Source organism: Mesorhizobium wenxiniae (genome assembly GCF_002284535.1).
In the GTDB taxonomy this organism is placed as follows: domain Bacteria; phylum Pseudomonadota; class Alphaproteobacteria; order Rhizobiales; family Rhizobiaceae; genus Mesorhizobium; species Mesorhizobium wenxiniae.
This window is the reverse complement of record NZ_NPKH01000020.1, coordinates 579,217-602,983: the sequence shown is the minus strand read 5'-3', so window position 1 is coordinate 602,983 and position 23,767 is coordinate 579,217. Positions and strand designations below refer to the sequence as shown.

Genomic DNA, 23,767 nt, shown 5'->3' with positions numbered 1-23,767 from the left:
ACGCAAGAAGGAGCACTCCATGCTCGCGACCATCCTACATCAGCCAGGCGATATTCGCTGCGAGGAGATTGCAGATCCCAAGATACAGCAGCCGACCGATGCCATCATCAAGCTGTCAGCCAGTTGCATCTGCGGGTCTGATCTGTGGCCCTATCGCGGGCTGCAGCCGGTGGACCGCCCAATGCATATGGGTCACGAATATTGTGGCATCGTCGTCGAGGTCGGCAGCGAGGTCCGCACGGTCCGCCCCGGCCAGTTCGTCGTCGGCTCCTTCTGTATTTCCGACAATACCTGCTCGCATTGCCGCTTTGGCTTTCAGACATCCTGTGCGAACTATGCATGTATGCAGAGGGCAGCCGCTATCAGGAGGAGATCAGCGCCGTCGGTGCGCGAGGTAAAGTCGAATGCCTGGTGCCGGGTCCCGGCCGCTTCTGGCCAGCTCATCTCGGCGCGGCGCCGACGCCGCAGTTGATCGTCAGCCCGCGCTTTCCGCAGGGACCGTATACCGTCGAGATCCCGGTCGACCCACAATTGTTGACGGCCGGCGATCACAACGGCTCGACTTTCTATCAGCATCAGCGGTTCTGCGCCGCCCTACGAGGCGAAGGGCCGATAGCGGTGACGTTGGATGATGGCTGGAAAGCTGTCGCCATGGGTATGGCCGCACAATTGTCGGCAAACCAGGGCACGGCCATTTCCAACCCTCTCGATGCCTGCGAGAGCGCTCAGTGGGGCTGATGGCAGCTCACGTGACCGCTTGATCTTACTGACCAAGTGGTAGCGGAGACGGCTAAATCGCAGAATCCACGGCGTGAGCCGCCTAAAGCGCGTCGCGTTTGACCGGCCTCATGCGACGCGCTTTAGGTTGTTCCGATTGCCGCTATGGTTCGGACCAGCCTGTCCGCGACACAGGTCGATGCTCCAGCCGCCATGAGCATCTGCGGCAAGATCAACCATTCCAGCGTCCAGGCTGCACCAGAGCGCTCTTGCTCATGGATCAGCGCATGATGCATTCCCGACAATTGGACTGCGTTGTAGCGGGCAAGCGTCACCAGCATCTCAGCGTCGATGGGATTGCGCTTGTGCGCCATGGCGGACGATGAACCGCCGCCCGCCCGTTGCAGCTCGCCGCCTGCCTGCGCCATCAGCGCAATGTCCTGCCCGAACTTGCCGAGGCCGCCCGTCACAAGCGACAGCCAGTTGGCCAGCTCAGCGATGCGGTCGCGCTGGCTGTGCCATTGCGGCGCGTCGCCGAGGCTTAGCCGCCGGGCCAGCGCGGCACGGATGGCGGCGCCTTTGTCTGCGAACTTCTCGAGTGTCCCGACGGCCCCGCCGAACTGGATGACGAGAATCGATCCTCGCACCGATTGAAGCCGCTCGTGGTGGCGCACGAGCGGTTGGCGCCAGCTTGTGACGCGGTCGGCTACAGAAATCGGAATCGCTGCCTGCATTCGGGTTCGGGCCATCAGCGGGCGATCGCCAAACCGATGGCCGAGATCGGCGAAGGCGACCACCAGAGCCGAAAGCCGTTCTTCCAATAGGTCGATACAGGCGCGAATTCTCAGGATCATGGCCGTGTCGATCACGTCCTGACTGGTCGCACCGAAATGCACATGCTCCGAATGCGGCTCTCCCACAGCATGCCTAATCTGCCGCACGAGCTCCGGCACCATGACGCCGTCGCGCACCGTTGCGTCCCTCAGGGCTTGGATTTCCGGTCGAAAATTGTCGAGGACGCGGCCGATTGCGCTTGCTGCAACCGCCGGGACGATGCCGAGTGCACCTTCTGCGTCGGCGAGCGCTTTCTCGACTTGCAGCATCGTCGCAAGTTCGGCCTCGACGCCGAGCAGCGTCGCCATCTTCTCATCGCCGAGAAGCCCGGACAGGAGGGGATTGTCGAATGCTGCGATCATATGTCGAAGAAGACCGTCTCGTTGATGCCCTGGAGATGAATGTCGAACTTATAGATGTCGCCATCGCGCGGCGCGACCAGCGTTGACACGCGCTCTCTTTGCTCAATGCGCATCAGGACGGGATCCTCGGCGTTGGCCGTTTCCTCGTCGCTGAAATACATGCGGGTGTGAAGGCCAATGTTGATTCCACGCGCGACGATCCAGACCGTCAAATGCGGCGCCATCTTGCGGCCGTCAAAAAAGGGCACGCGACCGGGTTTGATGGTTTCGAACATGCATTCGCCCGTCGTCATGTCGGTGGGCAGCCGGCCCCAGCCGGTAAAATTCGGGTCGGCGGAGCCGCGCAGATCCGAGGGCGAATTGTAGATGCCGGCGGCGTCCGCCTGCCAGATCTCCACAAGCGCGTCCTTCAGCGGCGAGCCGGCGCCGTCGATCACCCGGATGTTGACCCTGATGCGTTCGCCCCTGGTCTTGTCATTGACCATCGCGGTGCCAAGGTCGCGTTCATAGACGCCCGAGATACCGGCAAAGTTGGGCGTCAGCCCTATATGGACGTAGGGTCCCGCGGTCTGCGAGGCGCTTTCCTTCAGCCGACGGAGAGCCTGGACCATCAGTTGCCCTCCATACGATTCTCGAACAGCGTCGAGCGGCGGCCGCGCAGTACAATGTCGAATTTGTATGCCCGCGCATCCATCGGTATCGTTGCCTCCATGTCGAGCGTGGCGGTGAGGCCTTCAATAGCGCGGCGGTCGTTGATGGTCCGCACGATCGGGCACCTCCAGATCATCGGGTCGCCCTCGAAATACATCTGGGTGATCAAGCGCTGCGCGAAGCCGTGCCCGAAGATCGAGAAATGGATGTGAGCTGGACGCCAGTCGTTGGGTCCGTTGGGCCAGGGATATGGCCCCGGCTGGATCGTGCGGAAACAATAGGAGCCATCCTCGCCGGTGATGGTGCGGCCGCAGCCGCCGAAGTTCGGATCGAGTGGCGCGAGATAAGTCTCCTTCTTGTGTCGATAGCGTCCGCCGGCGTTGGCCTGCCATACCTCCAGCAGCGCACCGGCGACGCCGATGCCGCGCTCGTCGAATAGGCGGCCATAGACGAGGATGCGCGGCCCGATCGCGCTTTCGCCAGGCCCGGCAAGATTGTGTATGAGGTCATTGTCCAGTTCACCGAGAATATTGTGGCCGAAGACCGGCCCCGTAAGCTCCGACAGGGTGTTGTCGAGGGAAAGAAGCGGCCGTTGCGGCGAGCGCAGCACGGAAGTCTTGTAGGCTGGCGTGAAGGCCGGCGGATGCCAGTTGCGGTCGCGCCGAAAGAAGGCGCCGATTTCCGGCGTGCGGTTGGCGGGAAAGCGCGAGTTGGTCATGATTTGCCGGCGTGAGCGTCCATTTCGTCGAACGTCTTCCTGGCGATCTTCATCGCATGATTTGCCGCCGGTACGCCGGCATAGATTGCCACATGCAGCAGCGCCTCGCGTATGTCGTCGCGCGTCGCCCCGGTATTGACGCTGGCGCGGATATGCATCGCAACCTCTTCATCCTGCTTCAGAGCGGCGAGCAGCGCGATGGTGATCATAGAGCGCTCGCGCTTGGTGATGTTCGGCCGCGACCAGACGTGGCTCCATGCAGCCTCCGTGATCAGTTCCTGGAAAGGAATGTCGAATTCGGTCTTGGCCGCCTCTGCGCGGTCGACATGGGCGTCACCCAGCACCGAACGGCGCGTCGCCATCCCTTCGACGTATCGGTCGCCGTGTTGTGGCTTGCTCATTTGCGCTCTCTTCGCATGTCGTTCAGGAAGCCACGCATCAGCCCGGCGAGCCTTTCCGGCTGCTCGACGCATGGGATGTGGCCCGCACCGGCGATGACCTCGAACCGTGCGGCGGGGATTGAGCGGGCCAGCGATTCCACCAGTTCAGGCGGCGTCGATCCGTCCTGATCGCCGACAATGCAGAGTGTCGGCACTTTGATCGCGGCGGTCGTCGCGGTGAAATCGGCGTCGCGGATTGCCGCGCAGGCAGCGGCGTAGCCGTTCGGATCCTGGCGCGTCAGCATCGTTTTATAACCCGCCAGTTCCTCGCCGCGATTCTTATGGAAATCCGGTGTGAACCATTTTCGCATCACGTCGTCGGCAAAGCTCGCGATGCCCTCCGACAGAGCCGCGTTGATGCGCCCGTTCCACATCTCGGGCGTACCGATTTTCGCTGCCGTATCGCAAAGGATCAACCCCTCGATCAAATCCGATCGCGTCTTGTAAAGGCATTGCGCAATGACGCCGCCGATCGAAAGCCCGCAGATCACCGCGCGCTTTACGCCAAGATGGTCGAGCAGCCCTGCAAGGTCCGTCGAATGGGTCTCGATTGTTTGCGGCGCGCCACCCAGTTCGCTCAGGCCGTGTCCGCGCTTGTCAAACGCAACGAACGTGCAGTCGTCGGCGAGCCTTCGCTCGACCTCGTTCCAGATGCGCATATCGGTGCCGAGCGAGTTCGCGAAGACGACCGTCGGCCTGCCAGCTGCGGGACGATGCCGGTAATGGATCGTCGCGCCATTAATGCGAGCAAAGTTCATACCCGTCATACCTTTGGCATTCCTTTGGGCCGCATCAGCCGTTTTTGCGCGGCAATGCGGAATGGTGCGTTCGGCGCACCATATCCTGCATACGCGCCGCGCCGTTCAACGAACTCGATAATGAACCCCTCTCCGAATGTCGGTGCATAGAGCTGGAAAAATTCGCCGTTGTCGTCGCGGTCATAAAGGATATTGGCTGAGCGCAACCGATCGGCGACCTCCGGATTCAAACCGAAGCGCGCTTCTACGTCGTCGTAGTAGTTCATCGATATCTGAAGTGGTTCGAAGCCGTTGGCCTGCAGCTTCGCCGCCGTCGCAAGGATGTCATCCGTCGCGAGTGCCAGATGCTGGACGCCGGAACCAAAGGTTTCTGCGATGAAATGGCCAGCCAGCGTGCGGTGACTCTCGGCGCCGTTCAGCGTGAGGCGGAAGCGCTTGTCCAGACCTTCGATCACCTGGCTACGCACTAGGCCGGCCGGATCGACGATGTCGACCATGGGGGTCTTGGTCGTCCTGAAGATCGAGACATAGAACAGCAGCCAGCTCGGCATCTCTTCCTGTGCCATGGTCTGCCCGACATGATCGATACGGGTGAGGCCGACGCCATTGCCGGAGCTTGCCGACGTGACCGGCGTAAACTCTATGTCCCAGACTTTCGCCAGGTCGGTCTTGGCATCGAGGAAGTAGATCAGTCCGCCGCCGACGCCGCGGATCGCCGGGATCGACAACTCGCCGGGCCCGACCCGCTGGTGAAAGATTTCCGCGCCCAGCGCCTCGGCGCGCGCGACCGTGGCGGCGGCGTCCTCGACCTTGAGGCCCATCGCGTATGCCGACGTGCCATGGACAACAAAGGAAGAATGGGCAAAGCCCTGCCGCTCGGTATTGATGACAATATTGATCTCGCCCTGGCGGTAGAGCGTGACCTCCTTCGAGACGTGCCGACCGGCCTCGACAAAGCCGAGCATGCGCAACAGCGATCCAAGCTGTCCGGCGTCCTGGCGATCGGCCGCGAACTCGATGAACTCGACCCCTCCAACCCCGATGCGGTCGGGCATGGGCGGGATGGCCATCTCAAGCGCCGGTTCTTCACGCCGCACCTGATCCATCAACCATACGAGCGAACGCCGTCCGTCGACGGAGATCGCCTTTGCCGACCCGCCACGGAACTGGTCGTTGAAAATCTCGAGCGACAGATAGCCGTCATAACCGGTTGCCGCGACCGCCTGCATGAACTGTCGCACTGGCAGATCACCTTCGCCTGGCATGTTGCGGAGGTGCCGGCTCCAATAGAGCAAGTCCATTTCGATCAGCGGCGCGTCGGCGAGTTGGACAATGAAGATCTTGTCAGCGGGTATCGAACGGATGGAGCCGAGTTCAATCCTGCGGGCCAGCGTGTGGAAGGAATCGAGAACCAGCCCGACGTTCGGATGGTCAGTCCTGCGGACGATTTCCCATGCATCGCGATGATCGTTGACGTGACGCCCCCAGGCCAATGCCTCGTAGCCGACGCGCAGACCGCGCTTGGCGGCGCGCTCGCCAAGCTCGTGAAAATCCATGGCAGCCCGGTCGATCCCGCCAAGCGAGACCGGGGACACCGACGAGCATACCAGCATCAGGTCGGTGCCGAGTTCCTGCATGACGTCGAACTTGCGCTCGGCACGATCAAAGGCGCGGTTGCGCTGGGGCTCCGGCAAACCCTCAAAATCCCTGAACGGCTGGAAGAGGGTTATGGTCAGACCTGTGTCACCAGCCATTCGGCCGACGTCGCGCGGTGAGCCGTCAAAGGCGAGGAAATCGTTCTCGAAGATTTCAACGCCGTCGAAGCCCGCGGCGGAAATTGCCGCGAATTTCTCCGCCAGGTCACCAGCGATCGACACCGTCGCGATCGAAGTCTTCAAACGCGCCTCCTCCCTGGTTTGTTGTGAACGAACCAGTTCGTACATAACTAAGGCAACGCTGGCAGCACCGCAAGTTCGGCGCGCTCAGCGTTCTGCGGGAGCTTCGTCCTTCGCGACAAAACGCAACAGCATCTCCACGGTGTTGCGTTTGAGCCGCTCGAGTTGTGCCGGTGCGCCGAAGTCGCGTCCGAAGATCATCGAAAAGGTGGTGCGATTGGAAACGTTGAAGAAGCACAGCGCGCTTACCTGCCAATGGAGTTCGACCGCGTCGAGTCCCGGCCGGAAGACCCCCTCTTCGACACCGCGTGAATAGATGCGAGAGATATGGTCGATCGCAGTCACGTTCAGTTCGCGGATCGCATTCGATTGTTCGAGGTAATGGCCGTGATGGATGTTCTCGATCATCACCATGCGGATGAATTCCTCGTGTCGGTGATGGTGGTCGAACGTGAACTCCACCAGGCGTGCCAGTGCCGCCACGGGGGGCAGACCTTCGATATCAAGTTGAGCCTCGCCCTCGCGCACCTGGCGATACGCGTTCTCGAGCGCGCGCAGGTAGAGACCTTCCTTATCGCCGAAGTAGTAGTAGATCATGCGTTTGCTGAAGCGCGTGCGCGCTGCAATCTCGTCTATGCGGGCGCCCGACAAGCCGTTCAGGGCAAACTCCTTGGAGGCGATCTCCAGGATGTTGCGGCGCGTGCCCTCAGGGTCCTGGATACGCGTCGTGCTCGCGTCCGGCTTCGGCTTTCGTTCTTTCTTGATAACGGCCATGCAGTTTGAGTTCCCGCCCCGGCGCAGCCGGCATTTGACTAAACTAACCAGTTAGTACATCATTCGCAAATCGCGACGGACTCATTTACCGGCGCGTTTGGCGTGAACACAAGGGCGATCCAGGAATTGCCGCATTTGGGCTGGGAGGCGGCCCGCCACAGGGAGGAAATTCGGAGATGGGCGACAGCCTTGTCGACCTCCTTTGCCGTCTTGCGGACGAGCACAAGGGCGCCGCCAGCGGCGACAGCGAAAAGGTCGTGATTGGCCTCGTCGGACGCGGCATTCAGTCCTCGCGCACTCCCGGCATGCACGAGCGTGAAGCCCGGCGCCTCGGCATCGGCTATTCGTACCTTTTGCTCGATTTCGACCGGCTCGGATTTCCCGACGCGGCGATCGGCGACTTGATCGCGGCGGCGGAGATTGCAGGCTTTCATGGCCTCAACGTCACTCATCCGTTCAAACAGGCTGTTATGCCCGTCCTGGATGTGCTGTCGCCGGCAGCGCGCGCAATAGGCGCGGTGAATACGGTCGTCTTCGCTGGCGGACGCAAGGAAGGCCACAACACCGACAGCTGGGGTTTCGCGGAGAGTTTTCGCGAAGCGATGACAGGCGCATCGATGGGCTGCGTCGCAATGTTCGGCGCCGGCGGAGCGGGCGCTGCAGTCGCAAACGCGCTGATGGAAATGGGCGTTGGCCGGCTGTTCGTCCTCGACAGCCAACCCAGTCGCGCCTCGGATCTTGCGTCGCGCATGGGCGCCTTGTTCGGCGGTCGCGTCGAGACGTGGCCGGACCCGGCCGCAGCCGTGCGCATGGCAAACGGGATCGTCAACACGACCCCGGTGGGCATGGCGAAATACCCCGGAACACCGTTCGACACGGCTCTTCTGACAGCCGAAAAATGGGTCGCCGACATAATCTACTTTCCGACCGAAACAGAGTTGTTGGTCGCGGCCCGTACGATCGGCTGCAGAACGCTGCCCGGCATCGGCATGGCGATCTATCAGGCCGTACGTGCGTTCGAACTCTTCACCGGGCGCAAGGCCGACCGCCGCGCCATGGCAGATCATTTCGAGGCCGCCGCATGAAGGCAATGACGCTTATAACCATATGAAGACCATAGGGAGGAAATCGACATGAAAGCTGAAATGAACCGACGCCTGTTTATGGTCGCCGCCGGCGCACTCGCCGCCGGGGCCGCCGTTCCCGCCTTCGCTCAGGACAAACCGAAACTGCGTTTCTCGGCCGTGTTCTCGGAACAGGACATCCGGGCCGAGATGATGAAATTGTTCGCCGACGCCATCAAGGACGACTTTGCCTTCGAGGGTTATTACGGCGGGAACCTGTTCAAGCAGGGCACCGAACTTGTCGCCATCCAGCGCGGCAATCTTGAGATGGGCAACGTTGCCCCGCAGGACATCTCCAAGCAGATTCCGGCGTGGTCTATCGTCACCGCCGGCTACCTGTTCCGTGACGCCGCGCACCTGAAGGCCTTCTTTGCCAGCGATGCCGGGGCGGAGCTGAAGAGGATGACCGAGGACCAACTCGGCGTGAGGGTGCTCGGCCCCACCTATTTCGGCCTGCGCCAGGTCGGTCTGAAGCCGGACAAGGAAATCAAGACTCCCGCCGATATGGCCGGCATCAAGCTGCGTATGCCGGGTGGCGACGCCTGGCAATTCCTCGGCCAGGCGCTCGGCGCGAACCCTACGCCCATGGCATACGCCGAGGTCTATACCGGCCTGCAGACAGGCGCAATCGACGGGCAGGACAACCCGTTGCCCAACGTCGAGAACATGAAGTTCTACGAGGTCATGTCGCAGATCGTACTTACCTCGCACCTTGTCGGTTTCGACCTTCTCAGCATCTCGAAAAAGGTGTGGGACGAGATGGGGGCCGAGAAGCAGGCAAAGGTCCAGGCCGCGGCGGACAAGGCGATCGACTTCTCGACAGAGAAACACCTGACGCGCGAGAAGGAACTCGTTGAAACATTCAAGGGCAAGGGCCTGAAGATCTACGAGCCCGATGTCGCAGCATTCCGCAAGCATGTGCAGGAGCAATATCTTGCCTCCGACCTGGCCAAGGAATGGCCTGCCGGGATGATCGACAAGATCAACGCGCTTTGACGCGACGAACTCGCCGGCCGGTCCGCTTGCGAGCGGCTGGCCCGTTTGGCCAGACGCCCGCCAGGGAGGCATTATGAACCCGGGATTGAGAAAGGTCGGCGGCTGGCTCTACCGGCGCGCCGAGAACGCCATCGCCATCGCAATCGGCACCATGTTCGCCGCGTTTCTGCTGCAGGTTGCTTTTCGCTACCTTCTCAACTGGCCGACCGGCTGGAGCAACGAGCTCACCATCGTACTCTGGATCTGGGTTGTGCTGTTCGGCGCAGCGTTCGTCGTTCGTGAAGAAGAGGAAATCCGTTTTGATCTCCTCTACGCCACAGTCGGTCCGGACATTAGGCGGGTAATGACACTTGCCTTCGCAATCGCTCTCGTCGCGCTCTATGGCTGGTCCTTTCTGGCCGTCTTCGACTACGTGACCTTCATGAAGGTCGAGAGCACCGCCTACCTCAAGATACGCTTCGACTGGCTGTTCTCGATCTATCTGGTCTTCGTGGTCGCCGTGATCGCCCGCTACCTATGGCTGGCGTGGCGTGCTCTGCGCGGCGAAGCACCGGCGGAATTTGACCCCACGAAAGCGAGCTCCGGCGTATGAATCTCGCGAGCCCCTTTTCGCTGTCAGTCGTTGCGATCACAGCGCTGGCCTTGCTTGGCCTGCCGATCGGTCACTCGATGATCGCCGGGTCGATCCTCTATCTCTGGCTTGCAGGGCTCGACATGGGAACCTCCGCCGAGCAGCTCCTCAACGGGCTCTACACAAGCTACATTCTGCTTGCCGTACCGATGTTCATTCTCGCCGCGGAGTTGATGAACGCCGGGACAATGACCGACCGGCTGCTGCAATTCTGCAACGCCGTCGTCGGCCGTTTCCGCGGCGGCCTGGCGCAAGTCAACGTGCTGCAGTCGATCATCTTCGCCGGCATGTCCGGCTCGGCCATCGCCGACGCCGCGGGCACCGGCAAGATGATGCAGAAACTCATGACTAAGGATGGCAAGTACCCGGCGAGCTATGCCGCTGCGCTGACAGCCGTCACCTCCGTCATCGGCCCGATCATTCCTCCGTCAATTCCGCTGGTCATCTATGCGCTAATCTCGGATGCATCGATCGGCTATCTCTTCATTGCGGGTATCGTGCCGGGCCTTCTTCTCGCGCTGTCGCAGATGATCATCGTCGCCATCGACGCGCGCCGGAAAAACTTTCCGGTCGAGAAGCCGGTGCCGCTCAGGGAAGTTCCGGGGATCACCTTGCGCGCATTTCCGGCGCTGATGCTGCCGGTCGTCCTGCTGGTCGGCATAAGGGGCGGCGTGATGACCCCGACCGAGGCCGCTGCGGTCGCCGCCGGCTACGCGCTGCTCATCTCGGTCGCGATCTATCGCAGCGTGACGCCGGGTCAGCTCTACCATGCGCTTCTCAACAGCGCCCGCACCACCGCCTCGATCGGAATGCTCATCGCCGGCGCCCTGGTGTTCAACTACGTTGTCACGGTTGAGAACATTCCGCAGTCGCTGTCGGTGATCCTGCAGTCCTGGGATCTTTCGCCGATGGGTTTCCTGAGCCTGGTCAACATCCTGCTGCTGATCCTGGGCTGCTTGCTGGAGGGCACGACTATCCTGCTGGTGATCGTGCCGGTGCTGATTCCGACAGCGAAGGCGCTCGGCGTCGACATGGTGCATTTCGGCGTGATGGTCGTCGTCAACATCATGCTCGGGCTCGTCACCCCGCCCTACGGGTTGCTGCTGTTCATCATGACCCGCATCGCAGAAGTGCCGCTGCGCGACCTGGTGCACGACGTAATGCCGTTTCTCTACGCCATGATTGCCGCCCTGATGCTGATCACCTTCTTCCCATCGCTGGTGTTGTGGCTGCCGCGCCTGCTGGGATATCAAGGATAGGACCATGACCAAGCCAATCTTCGTTCTCAACGGCCCAAATCTCAACCGGCTCGGCATGCGCGAGCCGGAGATCTATGGGAGGACGACACTCGCAGAAATCGAGGAGATGTGCCGTGACGCCGCCGGCGACCATCCGATCCGTTTTCACCAGTCGAACATTGAGGGCGAAATCGTCAACTGGGTCCATGAGGCGATCGACGAAGGCGCGGGCATTCTGATCAATTCCGCGGGTTTGAGCTTCATTTCGATCCCGGTGCTCGATGCGCTCAAAATGTTTCCGGGCCCGATCGTCGAACTGCATATCTCGAACATCCATCGCCGCGAGGAGATCTATCATCGGTCGCTGGTATCGAAGGTCGCCACCGGCGTGATCGCGGGGCTCGGCGCCGAGGGGTATCCGCTCGCGATCCGCTGGCTCATGGACCAGGTCGACCGATAGTGTATCGCCATGCCTGAACCCTGTATCATCGCCGTTGCGATCACCGGCTCGCTGCCACGCAAGGAAGACAATCCTGCCGTGCCAATCAGCGTGGCCGAACAGATCGAGTCGACCCAGGAAGCCTTTGAAGCAGGTGCGTCGCTGGTGCACATCCACGTGCGCAATGACGATCAGAGTTCATCGTCTGAACCAACGCGCTTCGCTGCCGTTCAGGCGGGGGTGCGTAGGCACTGCCCCGGTATGATCGTCCAGTTTTCGACCGGCGGGCGCGGTCGTGATCCTGCCGCGCGTGGCTCAGCACTTTATCTGAAGCCGGACATGGCCTCGCTTTCGACCGGTTCGGTCAACTTCCCATCCATAGTCTACGAGAACCATCCCGCCCTGATCGGTGATCTCGCAACCGCGATGAAGGCAAATGGCGTGCTGCCGGAGATCGAAATCTTCGACCTCTCGCACCTTCACACTGCCAGGCGGCTGGCCGACGGCGGACTTATAGGTGAACGCCCGCACATCCAGTTTGTCATGGGCGTGCAAAACGCACTGCCTGCGGAGGAGAGATTGCTCGACGCGCTCCTCAGGGAAGCGAAATTCCTGTTTCCACAATCCACCTGGACGGCGGCCGGAATAGGCCGCAACCAGACGATCGTAATGCAATGGGCGTTGGCACGCGGAGCAGACGCAGTGCGTACCGGACTTGAGGATAATATCAGGATCACTAGGGAACGCCTGGCGCGCAGCAACGCCGAGCTCGTCGAACTCGCGGCGGCCTCAGTCGAGAGGCTTGGCCGGCGTGTGGCCACCGTCAACGAGGCGCGTCAAACGCTTGGTCTGGCGTCAGGACCGTAATTCCCGGCCGCAGCTTCGCGCCGCGCTGTCGGAGCTGTTGCGCCTTGGCCACCGTCCTCGTCGATCCTTCAGACATCGCTATCCGCGACAAGGAGGAAGCTCGACATCCTGGCGCACCCGGACATCAATAAGGCCGGCTTTTACCACCGAGCCCGACAAAAAGTGCACTGTCAAATGCATCCGCGAACTGCCCATCACACCGGACAAGCGGCTCTGACAGGCACGCCGCCAACTCATCCCAGCCAATACCTCGGCCCCGGCCCCTTGCGACCTGCCATATCGGCAGGGTTCGCAAGGCTACACCGGTCGATCGACAGGCAGCCGCAACCGATGCACTCGGTAAGCCCGGACCTCAGACGCTGCAACTCGGCGATGCGCTGGTCGATGCGCTTGGTCCACCGGCCCGACAAACGCGACCAGTCCCGACGTGACGGCACGCGATCGGCTGGCAACTTGGCGAGTTCGCCGCCAATCTCCTCAAGCGTCAGCCCAATTCGCTGCGCGAAGACGATGAAGGCGATCCGGCGCAGCACCGAGCGCGGATAGCGCCTATGCCCCGAGCCAGCCCGCTCGGAAGCGATCAGCCCGCGCTCCTCGTAGAAACGCAATGCCGATGAGGCGACGCCGCTGCGCCGCGACACGTCGGTGATGGTCAGCATGGATTCCATGCATGAACGAAAGCACAATTCCCGCTTGACTTCAAGTTAACTTGAACTTGTAGCAACGGCAGTACAGATTGAAGGAGCACCGGCAATGCAGACGAATATCGATCTTCAGGGACTTCGCGTGGCGGTCACGGGCGGCACGTCCGGCCTCGGACTGGCTCTTGTGCGGCAGCTTGCCGAGCAGGGTGCGTCCGTCGCCTTCGTCGCCCGCACCACCGCGGACGTCGAACGGATCGCCGACGAGACCGGCGCGCACGGGATTGTCGGCGACGTCGGCAAGAAGGAAGACATCTATCCGATCGCGTTGCAAGTCACCGCCAGCCTCGGCGGGCTCGACGTCCTGATCAACAATGCGTCGAGCCTCGGACCTGTTCCTCTGGCGCTTCTTGCCGATACCGAGTGCGAGGAGTTGGAAAAAGCACTCGCGGTCAATCTCGTCGGCGCGTTCCGGCTAACGAAAGCCCTGTTCGGTGCGCTTGCCGTGTCGGCACGCGAGGGCCGTGGCGCGCTGGTGATCAACATCTCCAGCGACGCGGCGGTGAACGCCTATCCCGGCTGGGGCGCGTATGGCGCGAGCAAGGCTGCTCTTGCCCATCTCACGGCGATTTGGGACGAGGAGGCGAAAGCCGACGGCATCCGGCTCCTCGCGCTCGATCCCGGCGATATGGACACCCCGCTGCACGCGCTGGCGCTTCCTGACGCCGACCCGTCGACATTGAAGCGCCCCGAAGTGGCTGCTGCCGAGATCATCGAAAAGATGCTCGACGCGTTGCCGGTCAGCACAGCGGCTCTCGCCGGGACACGCGGATGATTGCCGCCGACCGTCCCGACCGGCGCTCCGCCAGGCTGTTCGTCATCGAGGCAGACGGCACGATGCGTGACCTGCCGCGCGCTGGACTCGCGATGCTATTCGATCCCGGCGATCTGGTCGTCGGCAACGACGCCGCGACCTTGCCTGCCAGCTTGCACGGCACGCATGTCCCCAGCGAAAAGGCTATCGAGATTCGCCTGGCAGGTTGGCTGTCACTTCCCGATCCGACCCGCTTCGTGGCTATTGCCTTCGGCGCGGGCGATCACCGCACGCGCACGGAAGACCGGCTGCCGCCGCCTCCGCTGTCACCAGGCGATCGCCTCCGGCTCGGACCGCTGGAAGCCGTCGTAGAGCGCCTTCTCGACCATCCTCGCCTTCTCGAGCTGCGCTTCCAAGGCAATCGCGCAGCGGTGCTTGCTGGACTGGCGCAGCACGGCCGGCCGATTCAGTACGCGCATGTTCCCGAGCCGTTGGCACTGTGGGATGTCTGGACAAAGATTGCCGCCGGGCCGGTCGCGTTCGAGGCGCCGTCGGCAGGCTTTGCACTCGACTGGCGCACGCTCCAAGCCTGGCGTCGGCGCGGCGTCGGCTTCGCAACAGTCACGCATGCCGCAGGCGTTTCCTCCACCGGCGATCCCGCGCTCGACCTGCGCCTCCCTTTCGACGAGCCGTACCGCATCCCTGAGCGCACCGCGGCGCAGGTTGCGCGGGCGAAGCTCCGCGGCGGCCGCATCATCGCGATCGGCACGAGTGTAGTGCGCGCGCTTGAGGCGGCCGCCAATCCCGACGGGAATGTGCGTGCCGAAAATGCCATTGCGACAGGGCGCATCGCGCGGGACACGCGGCTTCACGTGGTCGATGCTATTCTCACAGGCGTCCACCAACCCGGCGAAAGCCATTTCGAGCTCCTGCGTGCCTTTGCCGACGATGCTCTGCTCGCCAAGGCCTCCGCAGCCTTCACCGCGTACCGATACCGCACGCATGAATTCGGCGATTCCATGCTGCTCAATCGCCAACCGCTGCATCTATAGCGCGAACAGGACCGGGCCTCCTCCTCCTCCTCGTCCCTCACATGCGTCCTTCACGGTCATGGAAGATTGGCGCATCGCCGCCACGGTGGCACGCCTGGACGCTGCATTCGGCGAGGCGCACTTCGATCTAGAAATGAGCGGTTGCCTGCTGGCTAGGTTCCGACACACAACGACGGCTTGCAACTTTCATCCGCACTAGCCTGACGACTGGATCTCACGGCTCGCCCAGCACATCGGCAGCCGCTCAAACCTGGCTTCAGCCTCGTGCTGGACGTTCCGAACGCTGGCGATATCAGCGGCTTCGCATTCGCAGATCATGCGCAGCCGGTCTGATGCGACCTTGCTCCGTGGGGAAGGAACGAGAACGGGCTCGAATTCCCCCAGGCATGGTGGCGCCGCCATTGACGAGTACGGCAATCGCTGAGTGTCATGGGCACAACCGCGAACTGCGGTGACAGTGCACTATTTTCCTTTCTGCCTGCCGTGCCTTCGATCCGTAATGCCGTCGTGGGCGCAGATCCGCCTCCTGAAGATAGTGCGCGTCCGCCCTGCCGCCGGGCCGGTTAGCCTGGCGGCATCTTCTCGAACGTCTTCAGCGCGGTATCAATCTTGTCCCAAGGGAGGGCCCGGATACCATAGGTCACGAATGCGGATCTGCGAAGTGCGGCTGCTTCTGCCAATACGAATTCAACATAGGAGGCGGCCAAGGACCCGCCCTTTTCTGAATCACTCGGTTAGGGCCTTGAGAATCGACGTGGACCATAGGATCAGAATGAATCCGATACCCGACCAAAGCATCACAGCATCCCAGTCGCGATAATCCCGGCGCATTTCAGGCCTCCCTGACGATACACGTATCTCGTACAGAATCTCGCGCTCACAGCCGCATCCTCCGAAGTAGACGAGGGGCTGTATAGGTCCCGCCGTCTGTACCGCCGGGTGACTCGCCCAGCAAAATCGAATTGGTGAAAGCCGTGTACTATTCAAGAGTTTCTGTTGCCGAGCAGCGGAAAAACCGCCTTCGCCGAGATAAGGCGCAATCGCTATTGCTGCCAGATCGGGTTGCTCCCCGCGTCGTCCGTTCCCTCCGGAGACGCAGGCTCGCCGGACTCGTTACCGGTTGAGTAGCCACAGAACAAAAGAGAGAACGATGCTGATCAATATTCCGGTGCCGATCGGAGCATAAAACGTAAAGTTCTCACGTTCGATCACGATGTCGCCAGGCAGTCTGCCCAGACCGATTCGAGACAACCAGGGCCACAATAGGCCTGTGGCGACTATAATCAAACCAATGACAATCAGGGTTCGCGACATCTCGTTGCGCTCAATTTCCGCTGCTTCTTTCTCGTTCATCTTCGGCGTTTCATTGTCGGCGTCTCGGGACGCTGGATGGCCAGCGTCAACCCGCAAGAGCGGCGATGCCATGCCAGGCTGGCTGAGCTCGAGGTCGAAGATCAGCCAAAGCGCCGGACGGATTGGGCGTTATCTGGAACTCACGAGTTTGGCGCAGGTTCCACACGGCCCACAGGCGCGTGAGAAAGTCGAGGTTTTGTTGTCGACAGCTGCTCGGTTATCAGCGGACATGGCGGGCTGCAGGATCTTCGGGTCGACATGGGCTGGCCGTTGTAGGTGCGGTCGCCGCTCCCCCTGTGTTCGCTTGATGAACTCCATCAAGAGGGAGGGCGCCGGGTTCGGCGTGCGTCTCAAGCAGGAAATGCCCCGCCGCGAGGGAACATCAGCACCTCGCCTTGTGACTCCGTCCTTCTTTTTCCGCCTGCGGTCCGCAACGCATCGAGCAGAGGTGTTCGAGCGGGAGCGCTATCCATTTGTAGTCTTCGAAGGCCAAGGTGACATCATTGGCATCCGTGATCAGGGAGTCCATCAGAAACCCGCCCCACATCTGGCTACCATGTTTCGCCTCCGGCGTTAAGTTTATCTCCTGACACAACAAGTTGCTTCGAGGAACGGAAAGGAAACACCGAGGAGGAGACAGGAGCGATGACGAAACACAAGACCGGAACACGCGAGGAATGGCTGGGAGCGCGGCTCGCACTGCTCGAGGCGGAGAAACGGCTCATGCGGCAGAGCGACGAGCTGGCGCGACAGCGACAGGAGCTGCCGTGGGTTCGGATCGATAAGGAATATCTATTGGAGACCGAGGAGGGAAGCGCCTCGCTCGCCGACCTTTTCCAAGGGCGCTCGCAACTCTTCGTCTATCATTTCATGTTCGGCTACGGATACCGGCTCACCGATGAGCGCCAAGGATGCACCGGATGCTCCTTGATCGCCGATCACTTCGACTGCGTCATCCCCCACTTGAACGGCCGCGACATTACCCTCGTTTGCGAATCGATCGCCCCGTTGCAGAAGCTCCAGGATTACAAGCAGCAAATGGGCTGGCGCTTTCCGTGGGTTTCGTCGCTCGGGAGCGATTTCAAATACGACTTCGGCGCCGCCTTCACCGAAGAGCAGCAGAGAGACGGCGCCGACTATAACTATCAGCATGTCGACAGGGCCGAGCCGCAGAAGGAGGGAATGAGCGTCTTCGCGCTCCAGGACGGTGCCGTCTACCACACCTACTCCACCTACGCCCGTGGCACCGAGGCGCTTATGGGGGTCTACCGTTTCCTCGACCTGGCTCCGTGGGGAAGGAACGAGAACGGGCTCGAGTTCCCCCAGGCATGGTGGCGCCGCCATGACGAGTACGGCAATCGCTGAGCGGTGAGTGTGATGGGCACAACCACGAATTACGGTGACAGGTGCGCTATTTCCTTTCTGCCTGCCGTGCCTTCGATCCGCGCCCGCGGTGGGCGCAGATCCGCCTCATGAAGATAGTGCGCGTCCGCTATGACGCCGGGCCTGGCGGCATCTTTTCGAACGTCGTCAGCCCGGTTTCCATCCTGTCCCAGGGGAGGGCCCGGCTGCCGTAGGTCACAACGGTCGGATTGAACCGGCTCGGATCGTCGAGGCTTGCGGCATGGACCGTGATCGGGTCCGGCATGGCGGTGTATGTCAAGTAAACCGGGGTTCCGCAGACCGAGCAGAAGGAATGGATTTTGACATTTCCGTTGTCCGCCGCGATACGCCAGTCCGTCGTCGTGCCGGTGATGGCCACGTCCGCTCGCGCCGCAAACGTCAGATAGGATCCATGACCGGTGCCGCTTCTTTTCTGGCAATCGCGGCATTGGCAGTGGTTTTCGAAGATCGGGGCTGCCTTTGCCTCGTAGCGCACCGCGCCGCACGCGCATCCGCCGGTGTAGAGAGTGCTCATCTGCTCGGTCCTTTGTCCTGGGTCAGGCCGCTCGTTCGGAGGCGCGCGGCCTGGCGAAGACATCGATCGCCTGACCCGTTTCGAGGAAGGATTTCAGGCTGGAGAGGACGATCGGCCAACCGCGCTTGATGCCGTTCGCCATCCCGCTGCCGGCTTCGAGTTCGTCATGGGTGACGGTCAGCCGGACCATGGCCTCGTATTCCTCGAGCTCGAAGGTCACCCGGCTGTAGCTCGCCGGATCAGATGCCTGCGAAGCGTTTGCCCAGGTGATGACGAGACGGGTCGGCGGCGACACCTCGACGACCTTGCCGACGAGTTCGACGGTCCGTTCATCATTGGCGCGGATATGTTCCCATCTTGAACCCGGCTTCCAGTCAGAGACGTTCTCGTGCCCCCAGTAGCGCCGTGCGAGGTCCGGTTTCGTTATCGCCTCAAACACCTTTCCCGGTGTCGAGACAACATAGGTCGTGTAGATAAAGCTTTCCTTGGTCATTGCTACGCTCCTTGTAGTTTCGCGAGCATAGGTAGATGGGAAACCGGACTCGTGTGAGTGACAATCGTGTCGCGAATGGCTTCTAGTATGCCGGAAGGTTGATGCATGACGCGCTGGCACCTTGCTCATGGACGGCATCTCGACATTGGCGCGAAATCGTTGCTGATGGGGATTTTGAACGTCACGCCGGACAGTTTTTCCGACGGGGGGGAATTCGATCGGCCGGAGCCGGCGCTCCAGCAGGCGCGGCGCATGATCGGCGAGGGCGCGGCGATCATCGATGTCGGCGGCGAATCCACCCGGCCCGGAGCCGGCGCCGTTTCGGCGCGCGAGGAACAATCGCGCATCCTCCCGGTCATCGAGGCGCTGTCGTCCGACGGCGGCACCCTCGTTTCGGTCGACACCTATCGGGCCGAGACGGCGCGCCTGGCGGTCGCTGCGGGCGCACATATCGTCAACGACGTGCATGGCCTGCAGCGCGAGCCCGACATCGCGCATGTCGCGGCGGAAACCGGGGCCGGCCTCGTCATAATGCACACCGGGCGCGGCCGCGAAAAACTGGCGGATGTGATCGCCGACCAGATCCTGTTTCTGAACAGATCGCTGGAGATCGCGCGCGACGCCGGCATCCCGGACGACCGGATCGTGTTGGACCCGGGCTTCGCCTTCGCCAAGGACGGAGAGGAAAACCTTGAGCTTATGGCTCGCTTCGGTGAATTGCGCGCGCTCGGTTTTCCATTGCTGGTCGGCACGTCACGCAAGCGTCTTGCCCGTCACCTGGTCGGCGGGACTGACGAGGGGCGAGACGTCGGCACAGCGGCGACCAGCGTCATCCTGCGGTTGAAGGGCGCTTCGATCTTCCGCGTGCACAATGTCGCGGTCAATCGCGATGCACTGGCTTTCGCCGACGCGGTGCGCGAGCGCGAGACGGTGGAATAGAAGAGCGCGCGTCAGGCGGGCTCGGTCACGACGCCGATCCGCCGGTAGACGAATTGTTCGTCGTTCGAAGGAATCGCCGCAGCACCCTGGGCTTCGTCGATCAGCATTGCCATGCGCGCATGGATCGGCGATTTCGCGCAAGCCGGGTCCGTCGCGGCGGCATCGCCGGCGATCGCCATCGCCTGGCAGCGGCAGCCGCCCCAGTCGATCTCACGCCGTTCGCAGCTGCGGCAGGGCTGCTGCATCCAGTCGGTGCCGCGAAAGGCGTTGAATGCCGGCGAATCCGTCCAGATCTCGGCCAAGCTGCGCGGTCCGAAACGCTCAAAACTGAGCGACGGGATGGTCTGTGCGGCATGGCATGGCAGCACGGTGCCGTCCGGGGCCACCATGAAGGCGTCGCGCGCCCAGCCGCCCATGCACGGCTTGGGATAGATGGCGAAATAATCCGGCGTGACGAAATCGATGTTCATGATGCCGGTGAGCCGTTCGCGCGCCGCCGCGACGATCTCCGCCTGACGGTCGACCGCAGCACGCTCTGGCATCAGTTGATCGCGATTGGTCAGCGCCCAGCCGGCATACTGCACGTTGGCGATCTCGAGCCGCTCCGCGCCCAGCGAGAGGGCCAGATCGATGAATTCCGGCACCTCCTCGATGTTGTGACGATGGATCGGTGCGTTGATGGTAAGCGGCAGGCCGGCCGCGCGAGCGCGGCCGGCCGTCTCCAGCTTCTTTTCGTGGCCGCCTTTGTGGTTGCCGATGCGGTCGGTGGTCGACGGACGTGCGCCTTGGAAGCTCAGCTGCAGATGGTCGAGCCCGGCTTCGGCAAACGCCTCGATACGGCCTTCGGCAATGCCGACGCCGGCGGTGATCAGGTTGGTGTAGACGCCGCGCGCCGAAAGCCCGGCGATCAATTGCTCGAGGTCGCGGCGCAGCGTCGGTTCGCCGCCCGACAGATGCACCTGGAGAACGCCGAGATCGGCGGCCTGCGAGAACAGGTCGAGCCAGGTCTGTGTATCGAGTTCGCGATTGGCCTTCAGCAATTCGAGCGGATTGGAACAATAAGGGCATTGCAGCGGGCAGCGATGCGTCAGTTCCGCAAGCATGCCGATCGGAGGGAGAAGGGGCTCGCTCATAGCTTCACCAGCAGCTTGTCCGACCATTCCTGCAGGAAGGCGACGACGTCGGCCGCCACGGCCTCCTGTTCGGCGTCATAATCCGCGGCAAGGTCGGCAATGATGTGGCCGACCGTGGACCGTCCATCGCAGCGGCGCAATATGTCGAGGCTGATGTCGTTCGGCCAAAATACTTTTTCCGGCGAAAGCACGGCGAAGGCCTGCCGCACGGGATCGTACCGTATGCGCACGTGCTTCGGCAGCGAAGGCACCGATCGTGACGACACCAAAGCTCTTTCGCGCAGCGCCATCATCGGGCTGTCTCTGGACGGAAGGCGCCGGGCGGGATGTTTCCCGGCTCGGCATAAGCGTGTTGAAGCGCGTCGAGCATGGCCCAGAGTATATCGCATTTGAACACCAGCGCATCGATCGCCTGCTGCTGGCGCTCCGCCGTGTCGGCATGGCTGAGCACGTAGGCGAGGGCAAAGTCGGCGTCGCGCGAGGCCTGTTCGGGCCGTCGGGTGAAGTAGGCCAGCGTATCCTCGGTGATGTAATCGTATTTGGCCAGCATCGCCGGCACCCGCTCGCCGATGATGAGCGGCGAAAACATCTCGGTCAGCGACGACGCGACCGCCTCGAACAGCGTCCGGTTCGTGCAAAAGGAGAGGTAAGCGCCGACCGCGAAACGTGTCGCCGGCAGCGCCAGCCTTTCGCTCTTCACCGCATCGGCGTCGAGGCCGAGCGAGGTCGCCAGATGCAGCCAGCGCGCGATACCGCCGCTCCAGCCGTCCTCGCCATCATGGTCCTCGATGCGTTTGCGCCAGGCGGCGCGAAACGCCGGGTCCTCGGCATTTGCGAGAATCATGGCATCCTTGCGCGGGATGACAGCCTGGTAGCAGTAGCGGTTCAGCGCCCAGGCCTGCATCTCGGTCCTCGACAGCGCACCACTGGTCATCCTGTGATGGAAAGGATGGCGGTTGTGATAGCGCTCGGCACCGACCTGACGCAGCACGGCTTCGAGCTCGCTGAAGGACAGGCCGTTCCTGGCCGCGTCGTGGAAATCACTCAAAATTCCATCTCCATCCCGTCGGCGGCGACTTCCCAGCCGGCCGCCTCGACCGCTGCGTGTTCGGCGGAATTCTCGTCCAGAACGGGGTTGGTGTTGTTGATGTGGACGAAGACACGGCGGCCGATCCTTAGATCGGCTAAGCCGGCGATCGAACCCGCGTCTTCCGACATTGCCAGATGCCCCATGCGCGCCCCGGTTTTTTGGCCGACGCCGGCGGCAATCATCTCGTCGTCCGTATAGACCGTGCCATCGAACAGCAGACAGGCGGCATCGGCCAGACGCGTGCGCAGGGCCGCATCGATGCGCGCGCAGCCCGGGATGTAGAAGACGGAGCCGCGACTGCCGGCACCAGTGATACGGACGCCGATCGTGTCGCCGGCGTCGGAACTGAACTTGGCTTCCGGCCGGCTTCTTTCCTCGAGATAGAGGGCTATCTTGCCGGGCACGGGAAAACTCTCGACAGTCACGCCGGTGTCGTGGCCGTCTGCGTCGCAGATCGCCAGTTCTTCCGCCGGCGGCAAGATGCGTCGCGGCACGAGCGCCGGATCGAGGACATTGAAGATCGAATTCGCCTCCAGCGTCGCCAGCACCTGTGTCGTTGCGTAGATGGCGAAGGGCTGCCGCTCACGCAGGCTGAGCAGGCCGGCGACATGATCGACATCGGCATTGGTCAGCACCACCGCGCGGATGGGCGTCGAACGCAACGGCGCATCCTGCGCCGGCTGCAATTCAGGCGTTTGCGCAATCTGCTGGCGGATATCGGGCGAGGCGTTGAAGAGAACCCAGCCGGCCCCATCCACCGAGGCGGCGATGCTTGATTGGGTTCGCGAATGCACGCCAGCCATCCCGGTGCGAGCCGCGCGGCTTAGGCGATAGTTGCAATTCCACTGCGGAAAGCCGCCGCCTGCCGCCGAGCCGATGATCTTCAAGCGCATTGCAATGCCCGCCCAACGGCTTGTTCAACCAACAGCGGCCTGTTCAACCAACAGCAAATTTTCGACCGCGAATGGCTTCGCGCCCGCATTGAACGCGTCAAAGCCTTTCACCAAGAGCTCGCGCGAAATGGCAGTGCGTGTCCCCGTTGCCGGGGACACGCACCTCTGCGGCCTACTTCTTGGGAGTAATTTCAGCAGGCAGATACCGCGAAATCTCGAAGCCCGCAGCAACCTGGCACATGGTCGGTTTTGTCCAGCTCTTCTTCATGGCATATCTCCTCTTCTACCAGCCCGAAGGGGCCGATCCTTTTCTCAGTCAACCATTGCTGGGCACCATTGCAATGGCTCGTCCATCAGCTCTCAAAATGGACAAATGAAACGGCAGGTCCTGAAAAGTCGAAAAACAAGAAAATAGCAATGCTCATGCTCAATTGCTAATCACATAAGGCTTCCTTTCCTCCAGTGGAAGGTTGGCACGTTCCCATCCATCGGCGCCGGGCGGATACCAGATCACCGAACTGTAGCCCCATTCGATGGCCCGTTTCGCAGCATTCCACGACATCCAGCAATTCGTCATGCAATAGAACAGAATGGCACGCGACTTGTCGGGACCGGCTGCGGCCGCGAGGCCTTGGCGAAAATAGTTGGCGGTCTCCTCGGAGAGAGCGCCGTAACCGACATTGGCCAGCCAGGTGCTGCCGGGGATGTCCTTTCTGATCGTGGCTCTCCAAATCGTTCCTGCCGGCAAATTGGCCGGCTTGGGCGTGTTCGGCATGACGTCGAAGAAGACGGCCTTCTTCTCCCGCCACAGCTCCTCCGCCTCCGCCGTCGTCACGACCTTCGCGCCCTGCAACGTCTGTGGCACCGGCGCCCGATATTCGTCCATCCGGTAGCCGCCGGGCTCGGCGATATCTCCAGCCCACATCGGTTCGGTTAGACCCAGAAGGCCCGCGGCGACCAGCAAAATCGTCTCCTTTCCCTTCATACCCTTCATACG

The 23,767-nt window shown here is 62.0% G+C and carries 28 protein-coding genes and 1 pseudogene; 13 read left to right on the top strand and 16 right to left on the bottom strand.

The window, feature by feature from the left end; translation table 11 throughout:
* Positions 1–19 precede the first annotated feature (19 nt).
* Positions 20–379: pseudogene (locus CIT31_RS13185) on the top strand (alcohol dehydrogenase catalytic domain-containing protein); the annotation flags it as partial.
* Positions 340–738 (top strand): hypothetical protein, encoded by a 399-nt coding sequence (locus CIT31_RS13180; protein WP_165778402.1) that lies wholly within the window; start codon positions 340–342, stop codon positions 736–738. The pseudogene CIT31_RS13185 and the gene CIT31_RS13180, both read left to right, overlap by 40 nt.
* Positions 739–860: 122 nt before the next feature.
* Here the strand turns inward: CIT31_RS13180 and CIT31_RS13175 are convergent, their stop codons facing one another.
* The 7 genes from CIT31_RS13175 to CIT31_RS13145 form a co-directional block, all read right to left on the bottom strand.
* Positions 861–1,913 (bottom strand): 3-carboxy-cis,cis-muconate cycloisomerase, encoded by a 1,053-nt coding sequence (locus CIT31_RS13175; protein WP_095518929.1) that lies wholly within the window; start codon positions 1,911–1,913, stop codon positions 861–863.
* Entirely contained in the window at positions 1,910–2,524 is a 615-nt protein-coding gene (gene pcaG, locus CIT31_RS13170) for a protocatechuate 3,4-dioxygenase subunit alpha (RefSeq protein WP_095518928.1), read from the bottom strand. The genes CIT31_RS13175 and pcaG overlap by 4 nt, the downstream gene beginning before the upstream one ends.
* Entirely contained in the window at positions 2,524–3,282 is a 759-nt protein-coding gene (pcaH, locus tag CIT31_RS13165) for a protocatechuate 3,4-dioxygenase subunit beta (RefSeq protein ID WP_095518927.1), read from the bottom strand. The genes pcaG and pcaH overlap by 1 nt, the downstream gene beginning before the upstream one ends.
* Positions 3,279–3,683 (bottom strand): 4-carboxymuconolactone decarboxylase, encoded by a 405-nt coding sequence (gene pcaC, locus CIT31_RS13160; RefSeq protein ID WP_095518926.1) that lies wholly within the window; start codon positions 3,681–3,683, stop codon positions 3,279–3,281. Before pcaC ends, pcaH begins: the two co-directional genes overlap by 4 nt.
* Positions 3,680–4,480, bottom strand: a complete 801-nt coding sequence (gene pcaD, locus CIT31_RS13155) for a 3-oxoadipate enol-lactonase (RefSeq protein ID WP_095518925.1) — start codon at positions 4,478–4,480, stop codon at positions 3,680–3,682. Before pcaD ends, pcaC begins: the two co-directional genes overlap by 4 nt.
* A 5-nt stretch (positions 4,481–4,485) precedes the next feature.
* Complete coding sequence (locus CIT31_RS13150) at positions 4,486–6,378, bottom strand: bifunctional sugar phosphate isomerase/epimerase/4-hydroxyphenylpyruvate dioxygenase family protein (protein WP_095519363.1); 1,893 nt, start codon at positions 6,376–6,378, stop codon at positions 4,486–4,488.
* Positions 6,379–6,462: 84 nt separating this feature from the next.
* Positions 6,463–7,149 carry a TetR/AcrR family transcriptional regulator gene (locus CIT31_RS13145; protein ID WP_095518924.1) on the bottom strand — a complete coding sequence of 229 codons (687 nt, stop codon included), beginning with the start codon at positions 7,147–7,149 and terminating at the stop codon, positions 6,463–6,465.
* Between the two features lie 176 nt (positions 7,150–7,325).
* Between CIT31_RS13145 and CIT31_RS13140 the strand changes: the two genes are divergently transcribed.
* The 6 genes from CIT31_RS13140 (at position 7,326) to CIT31_RS13115 (ending at position 12,444) form a co-directional block, all read left to right on the top strand.
* On the top strand, positions 7,326–8,234 hold the full coding sequence (locus CIT31_RS13140; protein ID WP_095518923.1) for a shikimate dehydrogenase: 909 nt from the start codon (positions 7,326–7,328) through the stop codon (positions 8,232–8,234).
* A gap of 48 nt (positions 8,235–8,282) precedes the next feature.
* Complete coding sequence (gene dctP / locus CIT31_RS13135; protein WP_095518922.1) at positions 8,283–9,269, top strand: TRAP transporter substrate-binding protein DctP; 987 nt, start codon at positions 8,283–8,285, stop codon at positions 9,267–9,269.
* A gap of 73 nt (positions 9,270–9,342) precedes the next feature.
* Complete coding sequence (locus tag CIT31_RS13130) at positions 9,343–9,861, top strand: TRAP transporter small permease (RefSeq protein WP_095518921.1); 519 nt, start codon at positions 9,343–9,345, stop codon at positions 9,859–9,861.
* Positions 9,858–11,159 (top strand): TRAP transporter large permease, encoded by a 1,302-nt coding sequence (locus tag CIT31_RS13125; RefSeq protein WP_095518920.1) that lies wholly within the window; start codon positions 9,858–9,860, stop codon positions 11,157–11,159. Before CIT31_RS13130 ends, CIT31_RS13125 begins: the two co-directional genes overlap by 4 nt.
* A 4-nt stretch (positions 11,160–11,163) precedes the next feature.
* Positions 11,164–11,598, top strand: a complete 435-nt coding sequence (locus CIT31_RS13120; protein ID WP_095518919.1) for a type II 3-dehydroquinate dehydratase — start codon at positions 11,164–11,166, stop codon at positions 11,596–11,598.
* Between the two features lie 9 nt (positions 11,599–11,607).
* A complete protein-coding gene (locus tag CIT31_RS13115) occupies positions 11,608–12,444 on the top strand; it encodes a 3-oxoadipate:acetyl-CoA acetyltransferase (protein WP_095518918.1) in 837 nt (278 codons plus the stop codon).
* Between the two features lie 233 nt (positions 12,445–12,677).
* On the opposite strand, the gene soxR is transcribed toward CIT31_RS13115, so the two are convergent.
* Positions 12,678–13,112 carry a redox-sensitive transcriptional activator SoxR gene (gene soxR / locus CIT31_RS13110; protein ID WP_095518917.1) on the bottom strand — a complete coding sequence of 145 codons (435 nt, stop codon included), beginning with the start codon at positions 13,110–13,112 and terminating at the stop codon, positions 12,678–12,680.
* Positions 13,113–13,197: 85 nt separating this feature from the next.
* On the opposite strand from soxR, the gene CIT31_RS13105 reads away from it, so the two are divergent.
* Together CIT31_RS13105 and CIT31_RS13100 are read left to right on the top strand one after the other, a co-directional pair.
* Positions 13,198–13,920 (top strand): SDR family NAD(P)-dependent oxidoreductase, encoded by a 723-nt coding sequence (locus CIT31_RS13105; RefSeq protein WP_095518916.1) that lies wholly within the window; start codon positions 13,198–13,200, stop codon positions 13,918–13,920.
* Entirely contained in the window at positions 13,917–14,951 is a 1,035-nt protein-coding gene (locus CIT31_RS13100; protein ID WP_095518915.1) for an S-adenosylmethionine:tRNA ribosyltransferase-isomerase, read from the top strand. The genes CIT31_RS13105 and CIT31_RS13100 overlap by 4 nt, the downstream gene beginning before the upstream one ends.
* A 1,113-nt stretch (positions 14,952–16,064) precedes the next feature.
* Here the strand turns inward: CIT31_RS13100 and CIT31_RS13090 are convergent.
* Entirely contained in the window at positions 16,065–16,304 is a 240-nt protein-coding gene (locus CIT31_RS13090) for a DUF2905 domain-containing protein (protein ID WP_342586922.1), read from the bottom strand.
* A gap of 645 nt (positions 16,305–16,949) precedes the next feature.
* Here CIT31_RS13090 and CIT31_RS13080 point away from each other — a divergent pair.
* Positions 16,950–17,669, top strand: coding sequence for a DUF899 domain-containing protein (locus CIT31_RS13080; RefSeq protein ID WP_095518912.1), 720 nt, complete (start codon positions 16,950–16,952; stop codon positions 17,667–17,669).
* 127 nt (positions 17,670–17,796) lie between these two features.
* On the opposite strand, the gene CIT31_RS13075 is transcribed toward CIT31_RS13080, so the two are convergent.
* Positions 17,797–18,222: a GFA family protein gene (locus CIT31_RS13075; protein WP_095518911.1), complete on the bottom strand. Its 426-nt coding sequence runs from the start codon at positions 18,220–18,222 to the stop codon at positions 17,797–17,799.
* A gap of 22 nt (positions 18,223–18,244) precedes the next feature.
* Positions 18,245–18,715, bottom strand: coding sequence for an SRPBCC family protein (locus CIT31_RS13070; protein WP_095518910.1), 471 nt, complete (start codon positions 18,713–18,715; stop codon positions 18,245–18,247).
* Between the two features lie 105 nt (positions 18,716–18,820).
* Between CIT31_RS13070 and folP the strand changes: the two genes are divergently transcribed.
* Positions 18,821–19,654, top strand: a complete 834-nt coding sequence (gene folP / locus CIT31_RS13065) for a dihydropteroate synthase (RefSeq protein WP_095518909.1) — start codon at positions 18,821–18,823, stop codon at positions 19,652–19,654.
* 11 nt (positions 19,655–19,665) lie between these two features.
* Here folP and pqqE read toward each other — a convergent pair whose 3' ends face one another.
* The 4 genes from pqqE to pqqB are packed head-to-tail and all read right to left on the bottom strand — an operon-like array spanning position 19,666 to position 22,770.
* Positions 19,666–20,787 (bottom strand): pyrroloquinoline quinone biosynthesis protein PqqE, encoded by a 1,122-nt coding sequence (pqqE, locus tag CIT31_RS13060; RefSeq protein WP_095518908.1) that lies wholly within the window; start codon positions 20,785–20,787, stop codon positions 19,666–19,668.
* A complete protein-coding gene (pqqD, locus tag CIT31_RS13055; RefSeq protein WP_095518907.1) occupies positions 20,784–21,080 on the bottom strand; it encodes a pyrroloquinoline quinone biosynthesis peptide chaperone PqqD in 297 nt (98 codons plus the stop codon). Before pqqD ends, pqqE begins: the two co-directional genes overlap by 4 nt.
* Complete coding sequence (pqqC, locus tag CIT31_RS13050; protein WP_095518906.1) at positions 21,077–21,835, bottom strand: pyrroloquinoline-quinone synthase PqqC; 759 nt, start codon at positions 21,833–21,835, stop codon at positions 21,077–21,079. Before pqqC ends, pqqD begins: the two co-directional genes overlap by 4 nt.
* Positions 21,832–22,770 carry a pyrroloquinoline quinone biosynthesis protein PqqB gene (pqqB, locus tag CIT31_RS13045; protein WP_095518905.1) on the bottom strand — a complete coding sequence of 313 codons (939 nt, stop codon included), beginning with the start codon at positions 22,768–22,770 and terminating at the stop codon, positions 21,832–21,834. The genes pqqC and pqqB overlap by 4 nt, the downstream gene beginning before the upstream one ends.
* 239 nt (positions 22,771–23,009) lie before the next feature.
* Here pqqB and CIT31_RS34180 point away from each other — a divergent pair, with 239 nt between their 5' ends.
* Positions 23,010–23,147 (top strand): hypothetical protein, encoded by a 138-nt coding sequence (locus CIT31_RS34180; RefSeq protein ID WP_023797673.1) that lies wholly within the window; start codon positions 23,010–23,012, stop codon positions 23,145–23,147.
* A gap of 50 nt (positions 23,148–23,197) precedes the next feature.
* Here CIT31_RS34180 and CIT31_RS13040 read toward each other — a convergent pair whose 3' ends face one another.
* Positions 23,198–23,755: a PQQ-dependent catabolism-associated CXXCW motif protein gene (locus CIT31_RS13040; RefSeq protein ID WP_095518904.1), complete on the bottom strand. Its 558-nt coding sequence runs from the start codon at positions 23,753–23,755 to the stop codon at positions 23,198–23,200.
* Between the last annotated feature and the right edge of the window lie 12 nt (positions 23,756–23,767).